Raw genomic sequence first — 20916 nt, forward strand, 5'->3', positions numbered from 1 at the left:
ACAAGCGCCGGCAGACGCCCCACCATGACCCCCTACATCCGACTCCATCCCGCCGACGACGTCGTCATCGCGCGTTCCCAACTGCTCGGCGGCACCACTGTCGAGAACGTGGCCGTGCGCGGCCTGATCCCGCCGGGCCACAAGATCGCGATGCGCGACATCGCCCAGGGCGAACCGGTGCGCCGCTACAACCAGATCATCGGCTTCGCGAGCCGCCCCATCGGCGCAGGCGAGCACGTGCACACGCAGAACCTGGACATGGGCCCGGACAAGGGTGACTTCGAACGCGACTACGCCTTCGGCGCGGACGTGAAGCCCGCGCCCGCGAAGCGCGAGGCCACCTTCATGGGCATCAAGCGCGCCGACGGCCGCGTGGCCACGCGCAACTACATCGGCGTGCTGACCAGCGTGAACTGCTCGGCCACGGCCGCGCGCGCCATTGCCGACCACTTCTCGCGAAAGACCAATCCGCAGGCGCTGGCGGCATTCCCCAACGTCGACGGCGTGGTCGCGCTCACGCACGGCACCGGCTGCGGCATGGACACCCAGGGCATGGGCATGCAGATCCTGGAGCGCACGCTCACGGGCTATGCCACGCATCCGAACTTCGCAGGCGTGCTGGTGGTCGGCCTCGGCTGCGAAGCCAACCAGATCAACGCCTGGCTCGCGACCGGCCACCTGGCCGAGGGCGAGAACTTCCGTACCTTCAACATCCAGGACACGGGCGGCACGCGCAAGACGGTCGAGAAAGGCGTGGCGCTCATCGAGGAAATGCTGCCGCGCGCCAATGCGGTGAAGCGCGAGCCATGCAGCGCGGCGCACATCACCATCGGCCTGCAGTGCGGCGGCTCCGACGGCTACTCGGGCATCAGCGCCAACCCGGCGCTGGGCGCGGCAGTCGACCTGCTGGTGGCGCATGGCGGAACGGCCATCCTGAGCGAGACGCCCGAGGTGTACGGCGCCGAACACCTGCTCACGCGCCGCGCGGTGAAGCGCGAGGTCGGCCAGAAGCTGGTGGACCGCATCAAGTGGTGGGAGCACTACACAGAGATCAACCAGGGCGAGATGAACAACAACCCCTCGCCCGGCAACAAGGCAGGCGGGCTCACCACCATCCTCGAGAAGTCGCTGGGCGCAGTGGCCAAGGGCGGCACCAGCAACCTCGAGGCGGTGTACGAATACGCGGAGCCCGTCACCGCGCACGGCTTCGTCTACATGGACACGCCGGGCTACGACCCGGTCAGCGCCACGGGCCAGGTGGCCGGCGGCGCCAACCTCATCTGCTTCACCACGGGGCGCGGCTCGGCCTATGGCTGCGCACCCTCGCCCTCGCTCAAGCTCGCGACCAACTCGGCACTGTGGCAGCGGCAGGAAGAAGACATGGACATCAACTGCGGCGAGATCGTCGACGGCACCGCCTCCATCCAGGAGATGGGCCAGCGCATCTTCGAGCTGGTGCTGGCCACCGCATCGGGCGCGCGCTCCAAGAGCGAGCAGCACGGCTACGGGCAGAACGAGTTCGTTCCGTGGCAGGTCGGCGCGGTGATGTAGGCCCACCCAAGAGCACAAGGAGCAGCATGGCCACTCTTCCCTTCGGCTTTCTCGAGGGCACCGGCTTCGAGCACCTGGACCCGCGCTTCAAGCCGCGCATTCCCGGCCCCGAGCGACTGCAGCGCCTTTGGACCGGCGCGCGCTGGTGCGAAGGCCCCGCGTGGTTCGCCGCGCACCGCACGCTGGTGTGGTCGGACATTCCGAACAACCGCATGCTGCGCTACGACGAGGTCAACGGCACGGTCGGCGTCTTCCGCGAGCCGGCCAACAACACCAACGGCCACACGGTCGACCGCGAAGGCCGGCTCGTGAGCTGCGAGCACCTCACGCGGCGCGTGACGCGCACCGAGCACGACGGCTCCATCACCGTGCTGGCTTCGCACTGGCAAGGCAAGCGCCTGAATTCACCCAACGACGTGGTGGTGCATTCGGACGGCGGCGTGTGGTTCACCGACCCGAGCTACGGCATCCTCTCCGACTACGAGGGACTGAAGGCCGACAGCGAGATCGGCGCCTGCCATGTCTACCGCATCGACCCCGCCAGCGGCGAGGTGCAGCGCATGGCCGACGACTTCGTCAAACCCAACGGACTGGCCTTCTCGCCCGACGAATCGCTGCTGTACATCGCCGACACCGGCGCGAGCCACGCGGCGGACGGGCCGCGCCACATCCGCCGCTTCAAGGTGGGCGCCGACGGCCGCAGCCTGAGCGGCGGCGAGGTGTTTGCCGAATGCACCAACGGTTTGTTCGACGGTTTTAGGCTCGACACCGAAGGCCGCATCTGGACCAGCGCCGCCGACGGCGTGCACGCCTACGATCCCGACGGCACGCTGCTGGGCAAGATCCTCGTGCCCGAGCGCGTGGCCAACGTGTGCTTCGGCGGCCCCAAGCGCAACCGGCTGTTCGTCTGCGCCACCACCTCCCTCTATGCCATCACGCTGAACGCGAAAGGAATCTGATCCATGTCCAGAACATTGCCGGCCGACGACCTGCAGGCCACCGTTGCCAGCATCCTGCAGGCGGCGGGCAGCGCGCCCGCGGAGGCGCAGCAGGTGGCCGCCAACCTCGTGCTCGCCAACCTGAGCGGCCACGACTCGCACGGCGTGGGCATGCTGCCGCGCTATGTCGACGCGGTGGCCGAAGGCGGCCTGAAGCCGAACACGGCCGTGAAGATCAATCTCGACATCGGCACGCTGATGGGCCTGGACGGCCAGCACGGCTACGGGCAGGTCGTGGGCGTGCAGGCGATGGAGCTGGGCATCGCGCGGGCGAAGCAGCACGGCAGCTGCATCTTCACGCTCTCGCATGCGCACCACCTGGGACGCATCGGGCACTTCGCGGAAATGGCGACGGCGCAGGGGCTGGTGTCGATGCACTTCGTCAACGTGCTGTCGCGCCCGGTGGTCGCGCCCTGGGGCGGCGGCGACGGGCGCTTCGGCACAAATCCGTGCTGCATCGGCGTGCCGCTGGCGGGCGCCGAGCCCTTCGTGCTCGACTACGCCACCAGCCGCGTGGCGCAAGGCAAGATGCGCGTGGCCCACAACAAGGGCGAGCGCGTGCCCGACGGTTATTTGATCGACGAGAACGGCGCGCCGACCAACGACCCGGGCGTGGTCGTGGTGCCGCAGGGCAACGGCCTGTTCGGCGCGCTGATGACCTTCGGCGAGCACAAGGGCTACGGCATGGCCGTGGCCTGCGAACTGCTGGGTGGCGCACTCACGGGCGGCGGCACCTGGCACCGTCAGGCGGACACGGCGCGCACCGTGCTCAACGGCATGCTGACTGTACTGATCGACCCCGAGAAGCTGGGCACGCAGAAGTCTTTCGACGAAGAAGCGCGCGAGTTTGTCGAGTGGCTGCGCCGGAGCCCTCCGGGGCAGGGTTTCGAAGGGGTGCAACTGGCCGGCGAGCCGGAGCGCAAGGCGCGCGCGGCGCGGCGCAAGGATGGGATCTGGGTGGACGACGCGACGTGGGGGGAAATCGTCGCGGCCGGGGCCAGCGTGGGCGTGCAGGTCGCCTGAGCGGCCGAAAGGCAAACGCTAGCAGCGGCCGACGACCTTGCGGACGCCTTCGATGAAGCGATCCGCGGTCGCCCTGCCCGCGGCATTGGACTTGAGGTAGCTGACGCGCAGCTTCACGAAGTTGTTTCGCACGACCGTGAGGTAGGTGTACGACGCAAGCACGGTGCCGTCGAGCTCCATCTCATAGCCCTTCCAGATGAACTGCGGGCCGCAACCGCCGAGGCTCGTGGTCTGGTCGGGTGTGGAGGGGACAGTAACCCTGTTCGCCAGCCCCGGCGCTGCCATCTGCTTCACTTCACCGATGACCTGCGCGAAATGCTTGCGCACGATGGCCGATTCGGTGCCGTCGGGAATGCTGCTCAGGCCCCCGGTGTAGACATAGACGCTGCCCTGCACGGGGCCGTCGAGTACATAGCGGGTTGCGGCACCCAGCGCCTTTTGCGGAAAAGTCTCGCGCCCCCGTAGCTGGAGCCCGCCGATCTCGTCGGGAAAGGTCACGCCGATAGCGTCTTCATAGGCAGTTGCCGAAGCGAACGGCGAGAGGCAACAAAGTGCCAGGAGCAGGATCAGCGGCCGCATGGAAGGCCGAGTCAGACGATCAGCGCAATCGTGGCTTCCAGGTGTTCCGACGGCGCGCGCCGGAACCCCGAGCGCGCAAAGCGCTGCAACTGCCCCACCACGAAGGCCGTGAGCGCCGCGGCACGCACCTGCGCATCGACGCTTGGCGTTGCCGAACCATCAGCGCTGGCGGCACCGCGCAGCACCTGGCGCAGCGTGGCCTCGATCTTGTCGAAGAACTGGTTCATGCGCTGCTGCAGGCGTTCGTTCTCGAACACCAGCGCGTCGCCCACCATGACGCGCGTCATGCCGGGGTTGCGCTCGGCGAACTGCACGAGCAGCGTGAGGATGCGGGCGGCCTGCTGGGCGCCGGTGGCGCCCTCGCGCTCAAGGATCTGGTTGACCAGCGTGAAGACGCTCTGCTCGATGAAATCGATCAGGCCCTCGAACATCTGGGCCTTGCTCGCGAAATGGCGATAGAGCGCGGCTTCGCTCACTTCGAGCCGCGCGGCCAGCGCGGCGGTGGTGACCCGCTCGGCACCCGGCTGCTCCAGCATGGAAGCGAGCGCCTGCAGGATCTGCACGCGCCGCTCTCCCGGCTTCGGGCGCTTGCGCACCGGAGGGGTGGACGTTTCCGTCGGCGTGTCTACGCCGGAAGCACCTGTCGTCTCTTCGTTCTGCATGGGAGCGCGTGCAAAGATGTAATCAATTGATTCTCGCACAGCGCAGTGAGCACGCGCCTTCTGGTTCAGCGGGCGCGGATCATCGTCCCGTAGGCCTGGTCGGTCAGGATCTCGAGCAGCATCGCGTGCGGCACCCGGCCGTCAATGATGTGCACCGCGTTCACGCCGCTCTTGGCCGCGTCGAGCGCGCCTTCGATCTTGGGCAGCATGCCGCCGGAGATGGTGCCGTCGGCGAACAGGTCGTCGATTTCGCGCGCGCTCAGGTTGGTGAGCAGCTTGCCGTCCTTGTCGAGCACGCCGGGCGTGTTGGTCAGCAGCATGAGCTTCTCGGCCTTGAGCACGGTGGCCAGCTTGCCGGCGACGACGTCGGCGTTGATGTTGTAGCTCTCGTTGTCCTCGCCGAAGCCGATCGGGCTGACCACGGGAATGAAGGCGTCGTCCTGCAGCGCCTTGACCACGCTGGGGTCGATGGAGACGATGTCGCCCACCTGGCCCACGTCGTGCTGCAGGTTGGGGTCGGTGCGGTCGGCCAGCTTGAGCTTCTGCGCGCGGATCAGGCCGCCGTCGCGTCCGGTCAGGCCCACGGCCTTGCCGCCGGCCTGGTTGATGAGGCCCACGATGTCCTGCTGCACCTCGCCCGCCAGCACCCATTCGACGACTTCCATGGTCTCGGCGTCGGTCACGCGCATGCCCTGGATGAAGCTGCCCTTCTTGCCGAGCTTGTTGAGCGCCGCCTCGATCTGCGGGCCGCCGCCGTGCACCACCACCGGGTTCATGCCGACCAGCTTGAGCAGCACCACGTCTTCCGCGAAGTCGGCCTGCAGGGCCGGGTCGGTCATGGCGTTGCCGCCGTACTTGATGACGATGGTCTTGCCGTGGAACTTGCGGATGTACGGCAGCGCCTGGGCCAGGATCTCGGCCTTGTCGCGCGGGGGAATGTTGAGGACGGGGTCGGTCATGGGCGGTCAGGCTCCAAAGCGGTGGACGATAAGGTGAAGCTCAAATTCTCGCGCAATCGCGGTGACAGCCAACTGACCGACTGCGCGGAGCCTGGGGTGCCTGATCACGGGCGCAGCCAGCGCGGCACCTTGAAGCGCACGATCATCAGGTAGGAACCCACGTAGGTGGTGATGAACAGCAGGCAGAAGAACATCAGCACGTAGGTGTTGTTCCAGAACAGCACCGCCGGCACCACCGACATGGCCGCAAACATCCACAGGTAGGGCGAGGTGCGGTTGTTGCGCGCCAGCAGTTGCCGGGCCTCGTCGTCCGCAAAGGCCACGCGCACGATGCGGCGGAAGATCAGCTGGTGGAAGTGCAGCGCGTCTGCCGTGCCGGGCGACTGGCCACGTGCCAGCTTGCGGTAGATGGAGAACAGCGTCTCCCAAACCGGGTAGATCAGCAGCAGCATCGGGAACCACGGCGACACCACGCGGTGCCGCTGCACCAGCGTGACGCAGGCCACGGCGATGACCATGCCCCAGACGTACGCACCGCCGTCGCCGGCGAAGATCTTGCCGCGCGGGTAGTTCCACACCAGGAAGCCGAAGGTGGCGCCGACCAGGCACACCACCATGGCCGCCAGCTGGCGGTCGCCGACCTGCAGCGCCACGTGCGAAATGGCCAGGCAGACCAGCACCGCCACCGTGCCCGCGAGCCCGTTGTAGCCGTCGATGATGTTGAAGGCGTGCGGCAGGCCGCCGATGGCGAGCGCCGCGAACAGCACCGTGGCAAAGGGAATCATCGCCAGCCAGCCGTCGACCGTCTCGAAGCCGGTGCGCGCCACGCCCAGTCCCAGCAGCCAGCACACCAGCAGCGCCGAACCGATGGTCAGCCCGAGCCGGTAGCGCACCTTCACGCGCTGGGTGACGTCTTCCACGATGCCGCCGAGCACGGCCGGGGCAATGCACAGCAGCGTGAGCATCGAGGTGGTGACCGGCCAGGACACGTTGAACGGGTCGGTGCCGGTGATGCCGGCGGCCAGCCAGGCCGCGCCCATGCCCAGCAGGATGCCCGCACCGCCCAGGCGCGGCACATGGCCCTTGTGGAAGCGTTGGGGCATGTCAGCGCCGTAGATCCGGGCATGCCTGCGCGCGCGGCGCATGAACACCTGGACCGAGAAGGCGGCGACGAAGAAACTGATGACGATCAGAGCAATCATGTGTGGGGGTTGGGGAACCCTAGAATTCCCGAGCGAAATTAGACCATGCCAACACCCCCCTCCCCCTTCCCCGCTCCATTTACCCCGATCACCATTTCAATCGTGAGCCACGGCCAGCTCGCGCTGGTGCTGCCGCTGCTCGACCAGCTGGACCGTCACAGCCGTGCATCGACCGCCAAGGTGGTCCTCACGCTGAACATTCCCGAGCCCGACGTGCTCGCGGGCCGAAACTGGGGTTTCGAGGTGGAAAGGATCGAGAACGCGAGCCCCAAGGGCTTCGGCGCCAATCACAACCAGGCGTTCGAGCGCTGCGCCACACCTTGGTTCCTGGTGCTCAACCCGGACATCCGCTTCGACGGCGACGTACTGGCGCCCCTGCTCGCCCAGGCCGCCCCCGATGCCGGCCTGCTGACGCCGCGCATCCTGGAGCCGGGCAAGAACACGCCCGAGCCGCACCGGGCGCTGCTCACGCCCCTGGAGATCGTCGGGCGCAAGAAACCCGGCTACGTTCGGCCACGGGTGCCGGCGTGGATTCCCGGCCTGTTCATGCTGTTTCGCAGCGAGGCCTATCGCAAGGTCGGCGGCTTCGACGAACGCTTCTTCATGTACGGGGAAGACTTCGACATCTGCGCGCGCACCCGGCTGGCGGGCTGGAAGCTGCAAGTCGGCGAAGACCTGACGGCCCGGCACGACGCCCAGCGCGACAGCCACCGGAGCAAGAAATACCTGTACTGGCACGTGACCAGCCTGCTGAAAGTTTGGCTGTCGGGGTCGTTCTGGCGGTACCGGCGGCTCGCGGCGAAGGCGCCGGCGCGCTGACCGGTTAGTCAGCCGCGCTCGAGCAGGTCCTGCGCGATGGCATGGCCGCCCCGGCCGAAGCGGGCGTAGCGCCCACGCGCCGCCTCGACCAGGATCGGAACCACACGCAGCGGGCGCGCCCTTGGCAACTCGGCCCTGAAGCGCTGGTGCGCCACCTTGGCGCGCTGCGCGTTCAGGCGGGCAGCCGGCACCCGGTCGCCGAGGCGGAGCAGGCGCTGCAGCAGCGCATCGGCGCGATGCAGCCGCGCCACGTGCTTGTCGCCGCGTTCGGCAAAAGCCTTGGCGATCTTCTCGGACAGCGTGAGCCGCCGGGCGCCGATCTGGTTGCTGGCGTGCTGGCGGTAGTCGATGGTCGGCTCGGGCAGCACGTCCATGCGGCCCGTGGCCGCGGCGATGGCGGCCAGCCACTCGTCGTGCACCCACTCGGGCGCGAACGGGAGCGCCGCGTCGAGCAAAGTCTCGCGGAACATGGTGGTCGCGCCGGTCACGAGGTTGCGCCGCAGCAGCACGCTGAAGGCGTCGCCATGCGCAATGGCTTCCAACTCGGGGGGCTGCACTTCGAGCGCATGGAAGAGCGTGGAGCCCAGGGGCTTCAGCTCGGCATCGACGAGGCGCGCGTCGGTGTGCAGCAGCAGCAGGTCGGGACGAGCCTCGAATTGCGCCGCCATGCGCGCGAGGCGGCCGGGGTGCCAGACATCGTCTTGGTCGCACAGCACGATCAGTTCGTGGCTGCAGGCGCGCACGGCCTGCTCGAAATTTCGCGTCACGCCCAGCGGCGGCGTGTTGCTGAACACCCGCAGCGCGATCTGGTCCGCCACGCCGCATCGGGCGATCGTGTCGCGCACGACGGCCAGCGTGTCGTCGGTCGAACCGTCGTCGGACACGATGATTTCGCGCGGCAAGGGCACCTGCGTGCAGATGCTGTGGATCTGCTCGGGGAGATAGCGCGCGCCGTTGCGGGTGCAGAGGGCTACGGAGATGTCGAGGGTCATCAGGCCGGAGACACGCGGGGGGGCCAGGCGTAGCTGAAGTCCTCGCGGGCGAGCATGAGGTTGGGGCTGTAGGCGGGGTCGTTCTGTATGAGAGCGCCCCAGCGCTGCTGCATGTAGGCGGCCTCTTGCTGAAACTGCGCCTGCTTCTGCGGCGTGACGTTCTTGGCGCGCGTCGCGGACTCGTAATGGAACAGCTCTGCATACGGCGTCCAGACATTGCGCAGGCCGGCCTCGCGCAGCCGCAAGCAGAAATCGATGTCGTTGAAGGACTCTTTCAGGTTGACCTCGTCGAGCCCGCCGACCTGCAGGTAATGGCGCTTCTGGATCACGAGGCAAGCCGCGGTGACGGCCGAGAACGACTGGATGAGTGCCGCACGGCCGGCATAGCCCTCACGACCGGCGGGCATGCGGCGATGCGAATGCGCGGCGATGCCGCCCACGCCCAGGATCACGCCGGCATGCTGGAGGGTCTTGTTCGGGAACCACAGCCGCGCGCCCACGGCGCCCACGCCCGACTGCACGGCCAGGCTCACCATTTCGCTCAGCCAGTCCGGCGTGATGACCTCGATGTCGTTGTTGACCAGCGCGACGATTTCGCCGTTGGCGGCCGCCACGGCGCCGTTGTTCAGCGCCGCGTAGTTGAAGTCGCGGTCGTCGCGCAGCACGCGGACATTCGACTTTTCGGAGGCTATACGCTTGAACCAGGCCAGCGTGTCCGCATCGTCGGAGCCGTTGTCGACGATGATGATTTCGTAGTTCGAATAGCTGGTCTTCTGCAGGATGGAGTCGACGCACTGGCGGGTCAGCTGCAAGGCATTTCGCGTCGGGATGATCACGGAAACCAACGGTAAGACTTCGGGCAAGGCGTAATGCACGCGGTAGCCGAAATCGAGGTGTTCCGCAGTGGCGCGCACGCCGGTGCGCTCGAAGTGTTCGTTCAGCGCGCGCTCCCCCGCGATCGCGGCATAGGGCTTGGCGTTCATCGACTTGGCCGTGCTCTCGACATGCACGCGCCAGTGATAGAGCACCCGCGGAATGTGGCGGATCTGGCCCAGCTCGATGCGCTCCATGCAGCGCAGCACGAGGTCCCAGTCCTGCGAGCCCTCCATGCCCACGCGGAAGCCGTCGACGGAGCGCATGAGCTCGGTCGAGAGCACCCCCAGGTGGCTGAACATGTTCTGCGAGCGGAAAAGATCAATGTTCCAGTCCGACTTGAAGTAAGGCCCGAAGCGGTGGCCGCCCTCGTCGACCTTGTCCTCGTCCGAATAGATCAGCTTCACGTCAGGATGGGCCGCGATGCAGTCGGCCACCCAGAAGAGAGCGTGCGCGGGCAACAGGTCATCGTGATCCATGAGCGCGACCCAGGGGCCGGAGACCAGTTCGAGCGCGCTGTTGGAGGCCGCCGAGATATGGCCATTCTTCGGGCGGAACACCACCTTGATGCGCGGGTCGCTCTCGCTGTACGACCTGAGAATCTCGCGCACCTCGGCCGAAGGCGAAGCATCGTCCGCGATGCAGAGTTCCCAGTTCGGATAGATCTGGTCGCGCACCGATTCGATAGCCTCGCGCAGCCAGCCCGGGTTGGGGTTATAGGTGGGCATCACGACCGAAATCAGCGGCCGGTCCTTCATGGCGGCAACGCGGTGGACGATCCGCTCGCGCACTTCCGGCGTCAGGGTGTCGTAGCGCTGCACCCATTTCGAATAGTCGTTGTAGCCGCCGAAGCGCCGCCCCAACTCCCAGCGGATGCCGGCCCAGCCGGACTTCTTGAACATTCGCCACGCCCGCTGGATGCGCCCCATCATTCCGGGGCCTTGCCAGAGTCCGGCCAGGCCGAGGAAAAATCGATAGACAGATTTCATAGAGATTGCAAAGCCGCGAGGCGAGTGAGACGTGGCTGGTGGGGAAATACCGGAAAAACGGAGCGACACCGAAACAATGCGTCGCCGGCCGCGCGGGAGGGGATTATCTTCGCAACCCTCCAGCGGCCGGCAACAGCCGTTGCACTGGCGGACCGGACCCGGGAGGCTGCCCGTAAAATTGGCCGGTTACAAAGCAAAAGGAAAAGAATGAGGCTGCTCTCAGTGGTGCTTTCGGGAGGCGCCGGTTCCAGGCTCTGGCCTGCTTCGCGCCAAGCCTTTCCCAAGCCATTCATGAAGATCGGCGACTCCACGCTGCTCCAACAAGCCATCGAGCGGGGTCAGGCCTGTGGCACCGGCGACCTGATGGTCGTCACCAACAAGGATCACCTGTTCCTGACGAAGGACGTGCTCGGGCAGATGAGCGATCCGCCGGCCACGACGTTCCTGCTCGAACCGAAGGGGCGCAATACCGGACCGGCCATTGCCTTGGCGGCTTTGCAGTGTGCCCGCCAGTTCAGCGGCGACACGGTGATGCTCGTGCTGTCGGCCGACCACCTCGTGCCCGACGTGCACGCCTTCGTAGCGAGCGCGACCGAGGCTTTCCGCCTGGCACAGGAAGGCAACCTCGTGGTGTTCGGCGTGAGCCCGACGAGCCCCGACACCGGCTTCGGCTATATCGAGGTCGAGCATGTGTCGCGCGAAAGCCAGAGCGTCAAGCGATTCGTCGAGAAGCCCGACCTCGAAACGGCCCAGAAGTATCTGGCCACGGGCCGCTACTACTGGAACAGCGGCATGTTCGCCTTCACGGCCGACACCATCATCGCGGCACTCGAGGCGCACGCCCCCGAAGTGATCAGGGCTGCAAGGCAGGCGCTGGCAACCGCCAGCACGTCTGGCGCCTCGGTCAATTTCGATTTGCATGCGTTCGGCCTCCAGCCCGACATCAGCATCGACTACGCGGTGCTGGAGCACGCATCCAATGTGCACGTGGTGCCCGCCAAATTCAGCTGGAGCGACGTCGGCTCCTGGCCCGCGGTGTCGAACGCGCTGATTCCCGACGCCAGCGGCAACACGCTGCCCGACGATGTGGTGGCGCTCGACACCACGGGCACCCATGTTCAGGTCGAGAGCTACGGCCCCAAGGTCGTCGCCACGGTGGGCGTTCATGACTTGGTGATCGTCGACACGCCCGACGCCCTGCTCGTGCTTCACAAGGACAGCGCGCAGAAGGTGAAGAAAGTGGTGGACGTGCTGAAGGCACGCAAGCACGAAACCGTGCACCTGCCGCCCGTGGTTCATCGCCCATGGGGCACCTACGCTTCGCTGAAGGAAGGCGATGGCTACAAGGTCAAGCGCATCACGGTTCGCCCGGGCGAAGCGCTCTCGCTGCAATACCACCACCAGCGTGCCGAGCACTGGGTGGTGGTACAAGGCCAGGGAATCGTGCAGATCGGCGAGGTCGAGCACGAGACGTTCCCCGGTCAATACCGCTACATCCCCCTGAAAGAAAAACACCGCCTCACGAACACCGGCGACGAAGAGCTTGTGCTCATCGAAGTCCAGTGCGGCGGCTACCTCGGCGAGGACGACATCGTCCGCCTTGCAGACACCTACGGCCGTACATGAGTCAAGTCCATTCCAATCTCCATCGAAGCGCCTTTTCCGACTGGTGGCAAGGCACTCGCCGCACCGACATCTGGTGGACCCTTGCATGGTTCGACATCGTGTTGCGCTACCGGCGCTCCATGCTCGGGCCCATGTGGCTGACCCTCAGCATGGGCGTGATGATCGGCGGCATGGGGCCGCTCTACAGTTCACTGTTCGGCACCGAGCTGTCCCGGTTCTTTCCGCACCTTGCGCTGGGCATCATCTTCTGGGGCTTTTTCTCCAGCATCGTGACGGACTCATGCAATGCATTCGTGGGATCGTCCAACTATCTCAAACAGGGTTACTTTCCTATCAGCCTGTTCGTCTGGCGCAGCCTGGCCCGCAACCTGATCCAGTTCGCACACCAGATCGTGCTCTACATCCCGGTGGCAATCTGGGCGGGCATTTCGCTGTCCTGGTCGGTACTGCTGGTGCTGCCTGCATTCGCCATCCTGATCGTCAATGCACACGCCTTGGGGCTGTTGCTGGGACTGATCTGCACGCGCTACCGCGACGTCACGCAGATCGTCACAAGTGTGATGCAGATGCTGATGTTCCTGACGCCGGTGTTCTGGCTGCCCGAGAGCCTGCCCGGGCGCGCCAAGTACGTTCTGTGGAATCCCTTCGCCCAGATGCTGGACCTGCTTCGCACACCGCTGATGGGCGGTGTCGCGCACATCCACAGCTGGATTGGCATTCTCGTGTGGACAGCGCTCTGCCTCACACTGGCCATCGCGCTTTTCTCCAAGTACCGCCGCCGCGTCGTTTACTGGCTCTGATCCATGGCATTCATTTCACTCAAGAACGTCGCCGTCAACTTTCCGATCTATGGCGCCGGCGCCAATTCACTCAAGAAAACTCTTGCAGCCTCCGTGACCGGCGGGCGCTTCGGCAAGGAAACCGGCGTGACCGTCGTGCAGGCGCTCAGCGGCATCAACCTCGAGCTCAGGAGCGGCGATCGGCTCGGCCTGGTCGGCCACAACGGCGCGGGCAAGTCGACCTTGCTTCGGACCTTGGCCGGCGTCTACGAGCCGTCGTCCGGCGAGTTCGCACGGCAGGGCTCGGTGGCCAGCCTGATCGATCCATCGCTCGGCATCGAGATGGACGCGACGGGCGTCGAAAACATCATGCTGCGTGGGCTCGTGATGGGCATGAGCAAGAAGGAGATCGACCGCCTTACGCCCGACATCTGCGAGTTCAGCGGCCTGGGCGAATACGTCAACATGCCGGTGCGCACCTACTCCACCGGCATGATGATGCGCCTGGCTTTCTCGATCTCGACCAGCGTCGAGGCCGACATACTGCTCATGGACGAGTGGCTGTCGGTCGGCGATGCCGAGTTCACAGAAAAGGCGGAGAAGCGGATGCGGGACGTGGTCTCGAAGTCTGGCATTCTGGTGCTTGCCTCGCATTCGCCCGAACTGATCGCCAAGGAGTGCAACCGCGTGATCCACCTCGAACACGGGCGGATCGTCGAACAGTAGCTTTCAGCGCTTTGCGCGCCGCAGCGCCTCGATCTCCTCGAGGCGTGCCTTGATCCTCCGGCCTGCGGCTTCCAGCGAGAGATTGGCCTCGGCGCTCGCCTTGGCGCGGGCACCGAGGTCACGCCCCCACGCCTGGTCGTCATAAAGACGTCGCATGAGCCGCGCCGCGTGCTCTACGGAAGGCTCGGCCCATTCGAGATCGGCATCGTAGGGGGGAATGGGTTTGCCAAGCTTCACGAGCTCGTAAGGCACGAGCAGGCTGTTGCTCTCGTCCATGAAATCGACATTGCCCGAGAAATTGGTGGCAATCACGGGCTTTCCCATGAGCATGGCTTCGGCCATCGTGAGGCCAAGCCCCTCGCTGCGATGGAGCGACACATAGGCGTCGCAGGCGTGCATGAGCGAGAGCACTTCATCAGGGCTGAACACCTGGTCGATGATCTTGATGTTCGCACCGACGGCGGCATCACGCAGCTTCTGCAACTCCGCCGGATGCCGATCGCCGAATGAAGTCTTGAGGACAAGCGAGACCTTGTCGTCCTCTCCAAAAGCGGTCCTGAAAGCGCGGATCAAACCCAACGGGTTCTTGCGCTCCATGACGCTCACCATGTGGAAGGTAAAGAGAAAGGTATATCGCTCCTCGTCCAGCCCGAAATCACTGCGTCCGCGGACCTCGAACGGAGTCAGCCGCACGCCAGGAAACAACGTGCGAACCGGCAGGGTCAGGCGTTCGCGCAACCCACGCGCGATGAATTCCGTGGCCGTCCAGACCTCGTCGACCTGCTTCGCGCTCTCGACCCACGCGTCGGGGATCGAGTCGAACTCCCAATACCAATAGGCAATTCGGTAGGTCCGGGGCGAACGACCGGCCAAGTCGGCCCTAACGTAGGCCTCCGGGAAAAAGGGCTCGGGCTGCACATGAAGCAGGGTGATGTCGTGCACTTCGAGGCCGCCGAAATCGGCGTGGTGAGGGTCGTCCCTGGCGTCCGTTCGTACGTCGCGCAGCGAGGTGTCCACACCAACACTTGCTAAAGCATCGGCGATCGATTCGACAGAGACGCGCAGACCGGACGGATAGCAGAAGTGTCCGATGATGTTCACGCCTGGTTTCGGCAGCGATGCCAGCACTGCCTGCACGTCCAACTGCTGGCACCAATGGCGAGCCACAGCGGTCAACCCGGCGTCGTCGGAAAAGGCCAGCCATTGAAGCAGCGCACGTGCTTGGTCGCGATCGGAAAGCGCCAACGGATACCTGGACTGCCAAGCCGCTCGCGCGCCGTATCCGAGACGGATCTGCAGCGCCGGCTCATACCAATCAAACAAATCGTCAACGCCGAGCAACTGAGGATCAGCACCATATTGCTGCACGAACCAAACAACAAAGCCGGGCCAGCCGAAAACGGTCAACGCATCCGGGAACAGTACTTGCCAACCGGCCGTGAACAGATAAGCACGCGCCAACTCGCCGCGAGGGTTCTCCGCTGCTTGCATGAACAGCCACAGAATTTCTTCGGGCCGTAGTTCGCTCTCGGACTCACTCCAAGCGTGCTGCATGAACCACCCGAAAAGGCTGTACTGCCCTGCCGGCGTCAGTCCATGAGGCAGAACCTCCCGAACACGTGGCTCTGTCATGAAAGCCTGCCGCGCTCGCGCGGCGAAGTCCTCCGAAAAAAGCTCTGCGATATGTGGCTGCGAGCTCGGCGCCAGACCTGTGTTTTGCGCCCCTTCGTCGCTTTCAAGCCACGCTAGGAAAGGATTTCTTTCTGCCGGCGCGGACAAAGCATGGGGAAACCTCCCATACAAATCCCTACGCCTTCGCAACAAGTCCAGGCAAAACCGCGCAGCCGTCCATTTGTTGGACACAGCCTCCGGAGTGAGGGAAGCCGGAGCCGGCCATTGCAGACCGGCGGCTGCGGACAAGGCGGAATCGCTGTACAGATCGAGAGGCGGCATGAACGCAGTGGTGTCACCCCGTGCAATCGCCTGCTGGCGCGTGCGCTCCCTCTCGATCAAAGCACTAAACGAGTTCGCTTTGCGTTCTTTGGCTGCCCGCTCCCTCAGGAAGCGGAGCCGCTCAGGCATGCGCCACGGCGTGATCAGCCAAAAGGCCGCCTTGGGAACTCGTCGCACGTTTCTGCGCAGCGAATCTAGCCCTGTCATTTGTTATGTACTTTCACTAGCAAACGTAACTTCTTCTCGATGGTGGGGCATCCGGAGCGCTGATCATGCCCAAGAATGCGCCATCCCGCCTCGTAAAATCGAAAATAGCAGCGGATCGGAGCAGTCCATGTTTTTCTGGAAACAGCCGAGGTTTGCACCGACCAGCTTTTTGCACACTCATTGTCAGTTCCATGGCGTTCATTTCATACGCGCAAAACTTTGAAGACGTCATGCTCTGGCGCGCGCTCGGGCATGTTCCGAAGGGAACATATATCGACGTGAGCGCGCAGGCCCCCATGATCGATCCGGTCGGCAAGGCCTTCCACGAACTTGGCTGGCGGAGAATCCATGCGGAGCCGGCTCGTATGCTGCCGATGAAAGTCGCTTTCGCATCGCTCGCGGGGCAGCCGGTGCACTGGCTGAAGATCCACGCAGATGGGCTGGAGGAAACCGTGCTGCGCGGCTGGGATAGCGAAGCACTTCGTCCCTGGGTCCTCGCCATCAAGACGACGGAAGCCATATCGGCGCAAACTCGCTCCCAGGGCGTAGAAGGCCTCCTGATGGCGGCCCGTTACGAATTTGCCTGCGCCGCCGGCCTGTGTCGTATCTACGTTGCGGCCGAGCACTCGGAACTGATGCCAGCTTTCTCTTCGCCACCCGACGTGTTCAAGGACGCAAAGACACACGAACTCCATGCGACCATCCAATCCCTGCGAGCGGAAGCCACCAGGACGCAGGCCAGGGACCAACAATTGCGATATGAAGTCCAGACGCGGATCCGACATGAAGCGAAGGTACGCGCAGCACTGAAGCTGGCCGAGGCACAACAGAGGCATGCACAGCATCGGCTCGATGCCATGTTGAACAGTTCCTCATGGAAGATCACCGCCCCCATGCGCTCCGCCAGTACCTTGCTCCGCAGACTGCGCAATGCAGTTCGGGAAGAGCGCCTTAAGAGCGGCATCAAGCGGCGCATCAAGGCGGTGCTGCACAGCGGCGCGTCGGCCGCCGCCAAACACCCGGCTTTGAAGCGCAGCATCCAGGCCGGTCTGCAAGTCCTGCCTGCTTTTCTGCAACGGCAGCTTCGCAGCGCGGTCGGCATGCCGACGACGATCGCCGCCGAAGCGGCCTCGAACGCGCTGCCTCCCACACGCCCCCTGAACATCAACGACCTGACTCCTGCCGCTGCCCAGATCTATGCGGCCTTGAGTGAAGTGCATATCCAATCGAAGTAGCCCATGAGAATCGTCATCGACCTGCAGGGCGCCCAGAACGAGAGTCGTTTTCGGGGAATCGGCAGGTACAGCCTTGCGCTGACTCAGGCCTTGGCACGAAACGCCGGGGATCATGAAATCCTGATCGCACTGAACGGCAGCTTCCCTGACACGATCGAGCCTTTGCGTTTCGCGCTCGATGGCCTTGTGCCGCAAGACAACATCCGAATCTGGCGCTCCGTATCCCCCGTGGACGTCGTGCGACCGGGGAACGAAGCGCGCCGCGCGATCTCCGCGCTGATCCGCGAAGACTTCATCGCGAGCCTGCAACCGGACGTGGTGCACATCACCAGCCTGTTCGACGGACTCGGCGACGAGACCGTTTGCACGGTCCCCCCCGATTCGAGACTGCACCGACAACCGTCAGCTTTTACGACGCGATACCGCTGATCTATCCGGAACAGTACCTTGCCCCCAACCCCGCATTCGAGGCTTTCTACCGGCGCCAGGTCGAACATCTGAAGCGAGCCGACTTGCTCTTGGCGATCTCGCAGTCCGCCGCGAATGAAGCGAAGCAATACATGGATATGCCCGGCGAGCGGGTTGTATCGATTTCCTCGGCGGCGGACGGGATCTTCACTCCGAGGAACACCTCGCCCGCGGATCAGTCGCGCACAAGGAGCAGGTTCGGAATCGCCAAGAGCTTCATCATGTATTCGAGCGGGGCCGATGAGCGCAAGAACCATGTCCGGCTCATCGATGCTTTCTCGAAGATGGCTCCTGGCCTGAGGGCGCAATACGCGCTGGTCTTTGTCGGAGGCATGCCCGCCGACCGGGAAAACCACTTCCGCGCACATGCGATCAGCCAGGGCCTGGGCCCCGACGAGTTCTTCATCACCGGTCGCGTGAGCGACGAAGATCTCGTTGCCTTGTACCGCGCTTGCAGATTGTTCGTCTTTCCATCGATTTCCGAGGGATTTGGATTGCCGGCCCTGGAGGCCATGGCATGCGGGACGCCGACCATCGCATCCAACACCACGAGCCTGCCGGAGGTGATGGGTCGCTCGGAAGTGATGTTCGATCCACTGGACGTGGACGCGCTGGCTCGGAAAATGAGCGAACTGCTGTCCAATGACGCAGCCCTCGCCAGATTGAGCACCGATGGACTCGAGCAGGCAAGCAAGTTCTCCTGGGACCGGACGGCAAAGAGCGCGCTGTTGGCAATGGAGGCACTCCACAAGGCCCGTCCCTCGATCGCTGAAACACGCCGGGTGGACCTCGTCACCGAGGTAGCCAGCGTGGTCCGGACCTCCGGCGAACTCTTGAGTTCGGACGATCTTCTCGTCATTTCACGCTCCCTCGCGGAAAGAGCCGCGGCCAAGGCGGCTCCAACTCTCAAGCAACTGCTTGTGGACATTTCCGAAGTCGTGAAAAGCGATGGAAAGTCGGGAGTGCAACGGGTCGTTCACGGCGTTCTGCGATCGCTGTTCGCCGCACCTCCTCCGGGCTTTCGAATCGAACCCGTGTACTCGGGACCTGAAGACATCGGATTTCGTTATGCGAGACGTTTCGTGCGCGACAACCACGCCTCCATCGGAGGAGCCGCGGATGGCCGCGCACCCGGGGACGACGTGATCGAGACGCGTGCCGGCGACGTTTTTCTGGGACTGGATCTGCATCACGCCATCGTTCAGCGCCACGAGTTTCTCGACATCCTCAGGCAGAGCGGGGTTCGGACCTGCTTTATCCTCTACGACCTGCTTCCGATTCACTTTCCACAATATTTCTTCAGCGGCCTGGAGCGTCTTCATTCGCAATGGCTGCACCTGATCTGCCGTGCGGACGGCATTCTCTGCATTTCCAACGATGTCGCCCAGGATCTGCTGACTTGGCTGGACATCGAGCAGCCCGGAAGATTGCGCAAATTGAATGTCGGCTGGTGGCATCTCGGCTTCGAGGAAGCCTCTGCGCCTCCGGCCGCGGCAGACCCTGCCATTGCCGATTTTCTTGGCACCGTTGCAAAGCACAAGAACATCTTCTTGGCTGTCGGGACGGTCGAACCGCGCAAGGGGCACGCGCAACTGCTCGCAGCATTCGAATTGCTCTGGCAAAAGAAAATCGACGCATGCCTGGTCATCGTGGGTAAATGCGGATGGTCCGTTGACGATGTTGCCCTGAAATTGCAGGCGCACCCCGAACGAAGCACGCGGCTCCACTGGCTCGAAGGCGCCAGCGATGCGATGCTCAACGCGCTTTACAGGAAGGCCGATTGCCTTGTTGCGCCGAGTCTTGCCGAAGGATTCGGACTTCCCTTGATTGAGGCCGCGTCCCAGGGCATTCCAATCATTGCTCGCGACATCCCGGTCTTTCGCGAAGTCGCCGGGGAAAACGCCTTCTACTTTCAGGGCGAAGCAGCCGAACCGCTCGCGCTGGCCATCGAGGAATGGTTGAAGCTCAAGGAGCAGGGGCGCTCGCCCGAGTCCGCTGGAATTCCTCGACTGACCTGGTCGGAAAGCACTCAGGAATTAAGAAAAATCGTCCTGGACAACGGCTGGCAATATGCATGGAAGCCGAAACCCAGGCTGTTCCTGGACGTGTCCACGCTGGCCCACACGGACGCCAAGACCGGCGTTCAACGAGTCGTGCGCAGCCTGCTGCAGAACCTGATCAAGGCGCCGCCGAAGGACACTGCCGTATGCCCTATCTGGTTCGATGGCTCGGACTATCGCCACGCAAGCCGGCTTGCTTCCCGGATGTTTCGCGGGATCGATTCGGACACGGCGGAAATCGCCGTGCAGTTCGAAGCGCGCGATTGCTACCTTGCCCTGGACCTGAATCTGGACATGCAGCCCGCGATGGAGCCGGTGCAATTGCGAGCGCGAGCACAGGGCGTCAGGATGTGGTTCGTCGTCTATGACCTGCTGCCGCTGCAGCATCCGGATTGGTGGGCGGACGGGATGACCGACAAGTTCAGCGCCTGGTTCGAAAGCTCTGCCCGCGTCGCGGACGGCTTCGCGTGCATCTCCGCAGCCACCGCGAACGATGTACGCATCGCCCTGGCCGACTCGGAGGCCTGCGAACGAGGCATTCCGACGGTTCGCAGCTTTCACATCGGTGCCGACATCGCGGGCAGCATGCCCAGCACCGGTCTTCCCGGGAATTCGAGCGAGGTACTGGCGCAGCTGCGAAAACAGCCCTCGTTTCTCATGGTTGGTACCATCGAGCCTCGCAAAGGTCATTCGCAGGCTCTTGCCGCCTTCGAGCAGCTATGGGAAAGCGGCGTCGCTGCAAGCCTCGTCATCGTAGGCAAGACAGGATGGATGGTCGATGATCTCGTCAAACGCCTCGCCAGCCATCCGCGTCTCGGCGCAGGGCTGTATGTGCTGCAGGCGGCAAGCGACGAGTTCCTGGCCCGGATCTATACGGAATGCTCCTGTCTGCTCGCACCCAGCGAGGGAGAAGGTTTCGGGCTTCCACTGATCGAAGCGGCTCAGCATGGATTGCCGATCCTTGCACGCGATTTGGCGGTGTTCGAGGAGGTTGCCGGCACTCATGCGTTTTACTTTCATGGAGACAAGCCCGGCGATCTGTCGGCAGCAGTCAAGGAATGGCTGGCCCTGTATGCGCGCGATGCACATCCGAAAACACACGCAATGCCATGGCTGACCTGGGAACAGAGCGCACAACAACTGAAATCCGCAATCGGCTTCGATAGCACGACACAAAGCATGAATGGGCATTGCTAGATCGCCCCCTTCGAGCTC

The 20916-nt window shown here is 64.2% G+C and carries 17 protein-coding genes; 10 read left to right on the plus strand and 7 right to left on the minus strand.

Translation table 11 applies throughout. The features are described from left to right. The first annotated feature begins 24 nt into the window (after positions 1–24). The 3 genes from ACWV14_RS28100 to ACWV14_RS28110 are packed head-to-tail and all read left to right on the plus strand — an operon-like array spanning position 25 to position 3572. Entirely contained in the window at positions 25–1551 is a 1527-nt protein-coding gene (locus tag ACWV14_RS28100) for a UxaA family hydrolase (protein ID WP_454904854.1), read from the plus strand. Positions 1552–1577: 26 nt separating this feature from the next. Beyond that, positions 1578–2510 (plus strand): SMP-30/gluconolactonase/LRE family protein, encoded by a 933-nt coding sequence (locus tag ACWV14_RS28105; protein WP_454904856.1) that lies wholly within the window; start codon positions 1578–1580, stop codon positions 2508–2510. 3 nt (positions 2511–2513) lie between these two features. Next, complete coding sequence (locus ACWV14_RS28110; protein ID WP_454904858.1) at positions 2514–3572, plus strand: malate/lactate/ureidoglycolate dehydrogenase; 1059 nt, start codon at positions 2514–2516, stop codon at positions 3570–3572. 18 nt (positions 3573–3590) lie between these two features. Here the strand turns inward: ACWV14_RS28110 and ACWV14_RS28115 are convergent, their stop codons facing one another. From ACWV14_RS28115 to ACWV14_RS28130, 4 genes are all read right to left on the minus strand, one after another. Further along, entirely contained in the window at positions 3591–4070 is a 480-nt protein-coding gene (locus ACWV14_RS28115) for a hypothetical protein (RefSeq protein WP_454912804.1), read from the minus strand. A 92-nt stretch (positions 4071–4162) separates the two neighbouring features. Then, on the minus strand, positions 4163–4813 hold the full coding sequence (gene slmA / locus ACWV14_RS28120; protein ID WP_422088375.1) for a nucleoid occlusion factor SlmA: 651 nt from the start codon (positions 4811–4813) through the stop codon (positions 4163–4165). Between the two features lie 65 nt (positions 4814–4878). Continuing rightward, positions 4879–5772 (minus strand): acetylglutamate kinase, encoded by an 894-nt coding sequence (gene argB / locus ACWV14_RS28125; protein ID WP_454904862.1) that lies wholly within the window; start codon positions 5770–5772, stop codon positions 4879–4881. A gap of 104 nt (positions 5773–5876) precedes the next feature. Further along, positions 5877–6974, minus strand: coding sequence for a glycosyltransferase family 4 protein (locus tag ACWV14_RS28130; RefSeq protein ID WP_454904864.1), 1098 nt, complete (start codon positions 6972–6974; stop codon positions 5877–5879). Between the two features lie 45 nt (positions 6975–7019). Between ACWV14_RS28130 and ACWV14_RS28135 the strand changes: the two genes are divergently transcribed. Then, entirely contained in the window at positions 7020–7793 is a 774-nt protein-coding gene (locus ACWV14_RS28135) for a glycosyltransferase family 2 protein (protein ID WP_454904866.1), read from the plus strand. An 8-nt stretch (positions 7794–7801) separates the two neighbouring features. On the opposite strand, the gene ACWV14_RS28140 is transcribed toward ACWV14_RS28135, so the two are convergent. Together ACWV14_RS28140 and ACWV14_RS28145 are read right to left on the minus strand one after the other, a co-directional pair. Further along, positions 7802–8785 (minus strand): glycosyltransferase family 2 protein, encoded by a 984-nt coding sequence (locus tag ACWV14_RS28140; protein ID WP_454904868.1) that lies wholly within the window; start codon positions 8783–8785, stop codon positions 7802–7804. Then, positions 8785–10560, minus strand: a complete 1776-nt coding sequence (locus tag ACWV14_RS28145) for a glycosyltransferase family 2 protein (RefSeq protein WP_454904870.1) — start codon at positions 10558–10560, stop codon at positions 8785–8787. The genes ACWV14_RS28140 and ACWV14_RS28145 overlap by 1 nt, the downstream gene beginning before the upstream one ends. A 294-nt stretch (positions 10561–10854) precedes the next feature. Between ACWV14_RS28145 and ACWV14_RS28150 the strand changes: the two genes are divergently transcribed. The 3 genes from ACWV14_RS28150 to ACWV14_RS28160 are packed head-to-tail and all read left to right on the plus strand — an operon-like array spanning position 10855 to position 13778. Further along, positions 10855–12273 (plus strand): mannose-1-phosphate guanylyltransferase/mannose-6-phosphate isomerase, encoded by a 1419-nt coding sequence (locus ACWV14_RS28150; protein ID WP_454904872.1) that lies wholly within the window; start codon positions 10855–10857, stop codon positions 12271–12273. Continuing rightward, positions 12270–13073, plus strand: a complete 804-nt coding sequence (locus ACWV14_RS28155) for an ABC transporter permease (protein WP_454904874.1) — start codon at positions 12270–12272, stop codon at positions 13071–13073. Before ACWV14_RS28150 ends, ACWV14_RS28155 begins: the two co-directional genes overlap by 4 nt. Positions 13074–13076: 3 nt before the next feature. Next, the gene (locus ACWV14_RS28160; RefSeq protein ID WP_454904876.1) at positions 13077–13778 is read left to right on the plus strand and encodes an ABC transporter ATP-binding protein; all 702 of its coding nucleotides are present in this window, start codon (positions 13077–13079) and stop codon (positions 13776–13778) included. A 3-nt stretch (positions 13779–13781) separates the two neighbouring features. Here the strand turns inward: ACWV14_RS28160 and ACWV14_RS28165 are convergent, their stop codons facing one another. Next, positions 13782–15938, minus strand: coding sequence for a glycosyltransferase family 4 protein (locus ACWV14_RS28165; RefSeq protein ID WP_454904878.1), 2157 nt, complete (start codon positions 15936–15938; stop codon positions 13782–13784). Positions 15939–16129: 191 nt separating this feature from the next. Between ACWV14_RS28165 and ACWV14_RS28170 the strand changes: the two genes are divergently transcribed. The 3 genes from ACWV14_RS28170 to ACWV14_RS28180 are packed head-to-tail and all read left to right on the plus strand — an operon-like array spanning position 16130 to position 20898. After that, on the plus strand, positions 16130–17173 hold the full coding sequence (locus tag ACWV14_RS28170; protein ID WP_454904879.1) for a hypothetical protein: 1044 nt from the start codon (positions 16130–16132) through the stop codon (positions 17171–17173). A 3-nt stretch (positions 17174–17176) separates the two neighbouring features. Next, positions 17177–17602, plus strand: coding sequence for a hypothetical protein (locus ACWV14_RS28175; protein ID WP_455342721.1), 426 nt, complete (start codon positions 17177–17179; stop codon positions 17600–17602). After that, positions 17536–20898 (plus strand): glycosyltransferase family 4 protein, encoded by a 3363-nt coding sequence (locus ACWV14_RS28180; protein WP_455342722.1) that lies wholly within the window; start codon positions 17536–17538, stop codon positions 20896–20898. Before ACWV14_RS28175 ends, ACWV14_RS28180 begins: the two co-directional genes overlap by 67 nt. The last annotated feature ends 18 nt before the right edge of the window (positions 20899–20916 follow it).

Source organism: Variovorax durovernensis, from assembly GCF_977011995.1.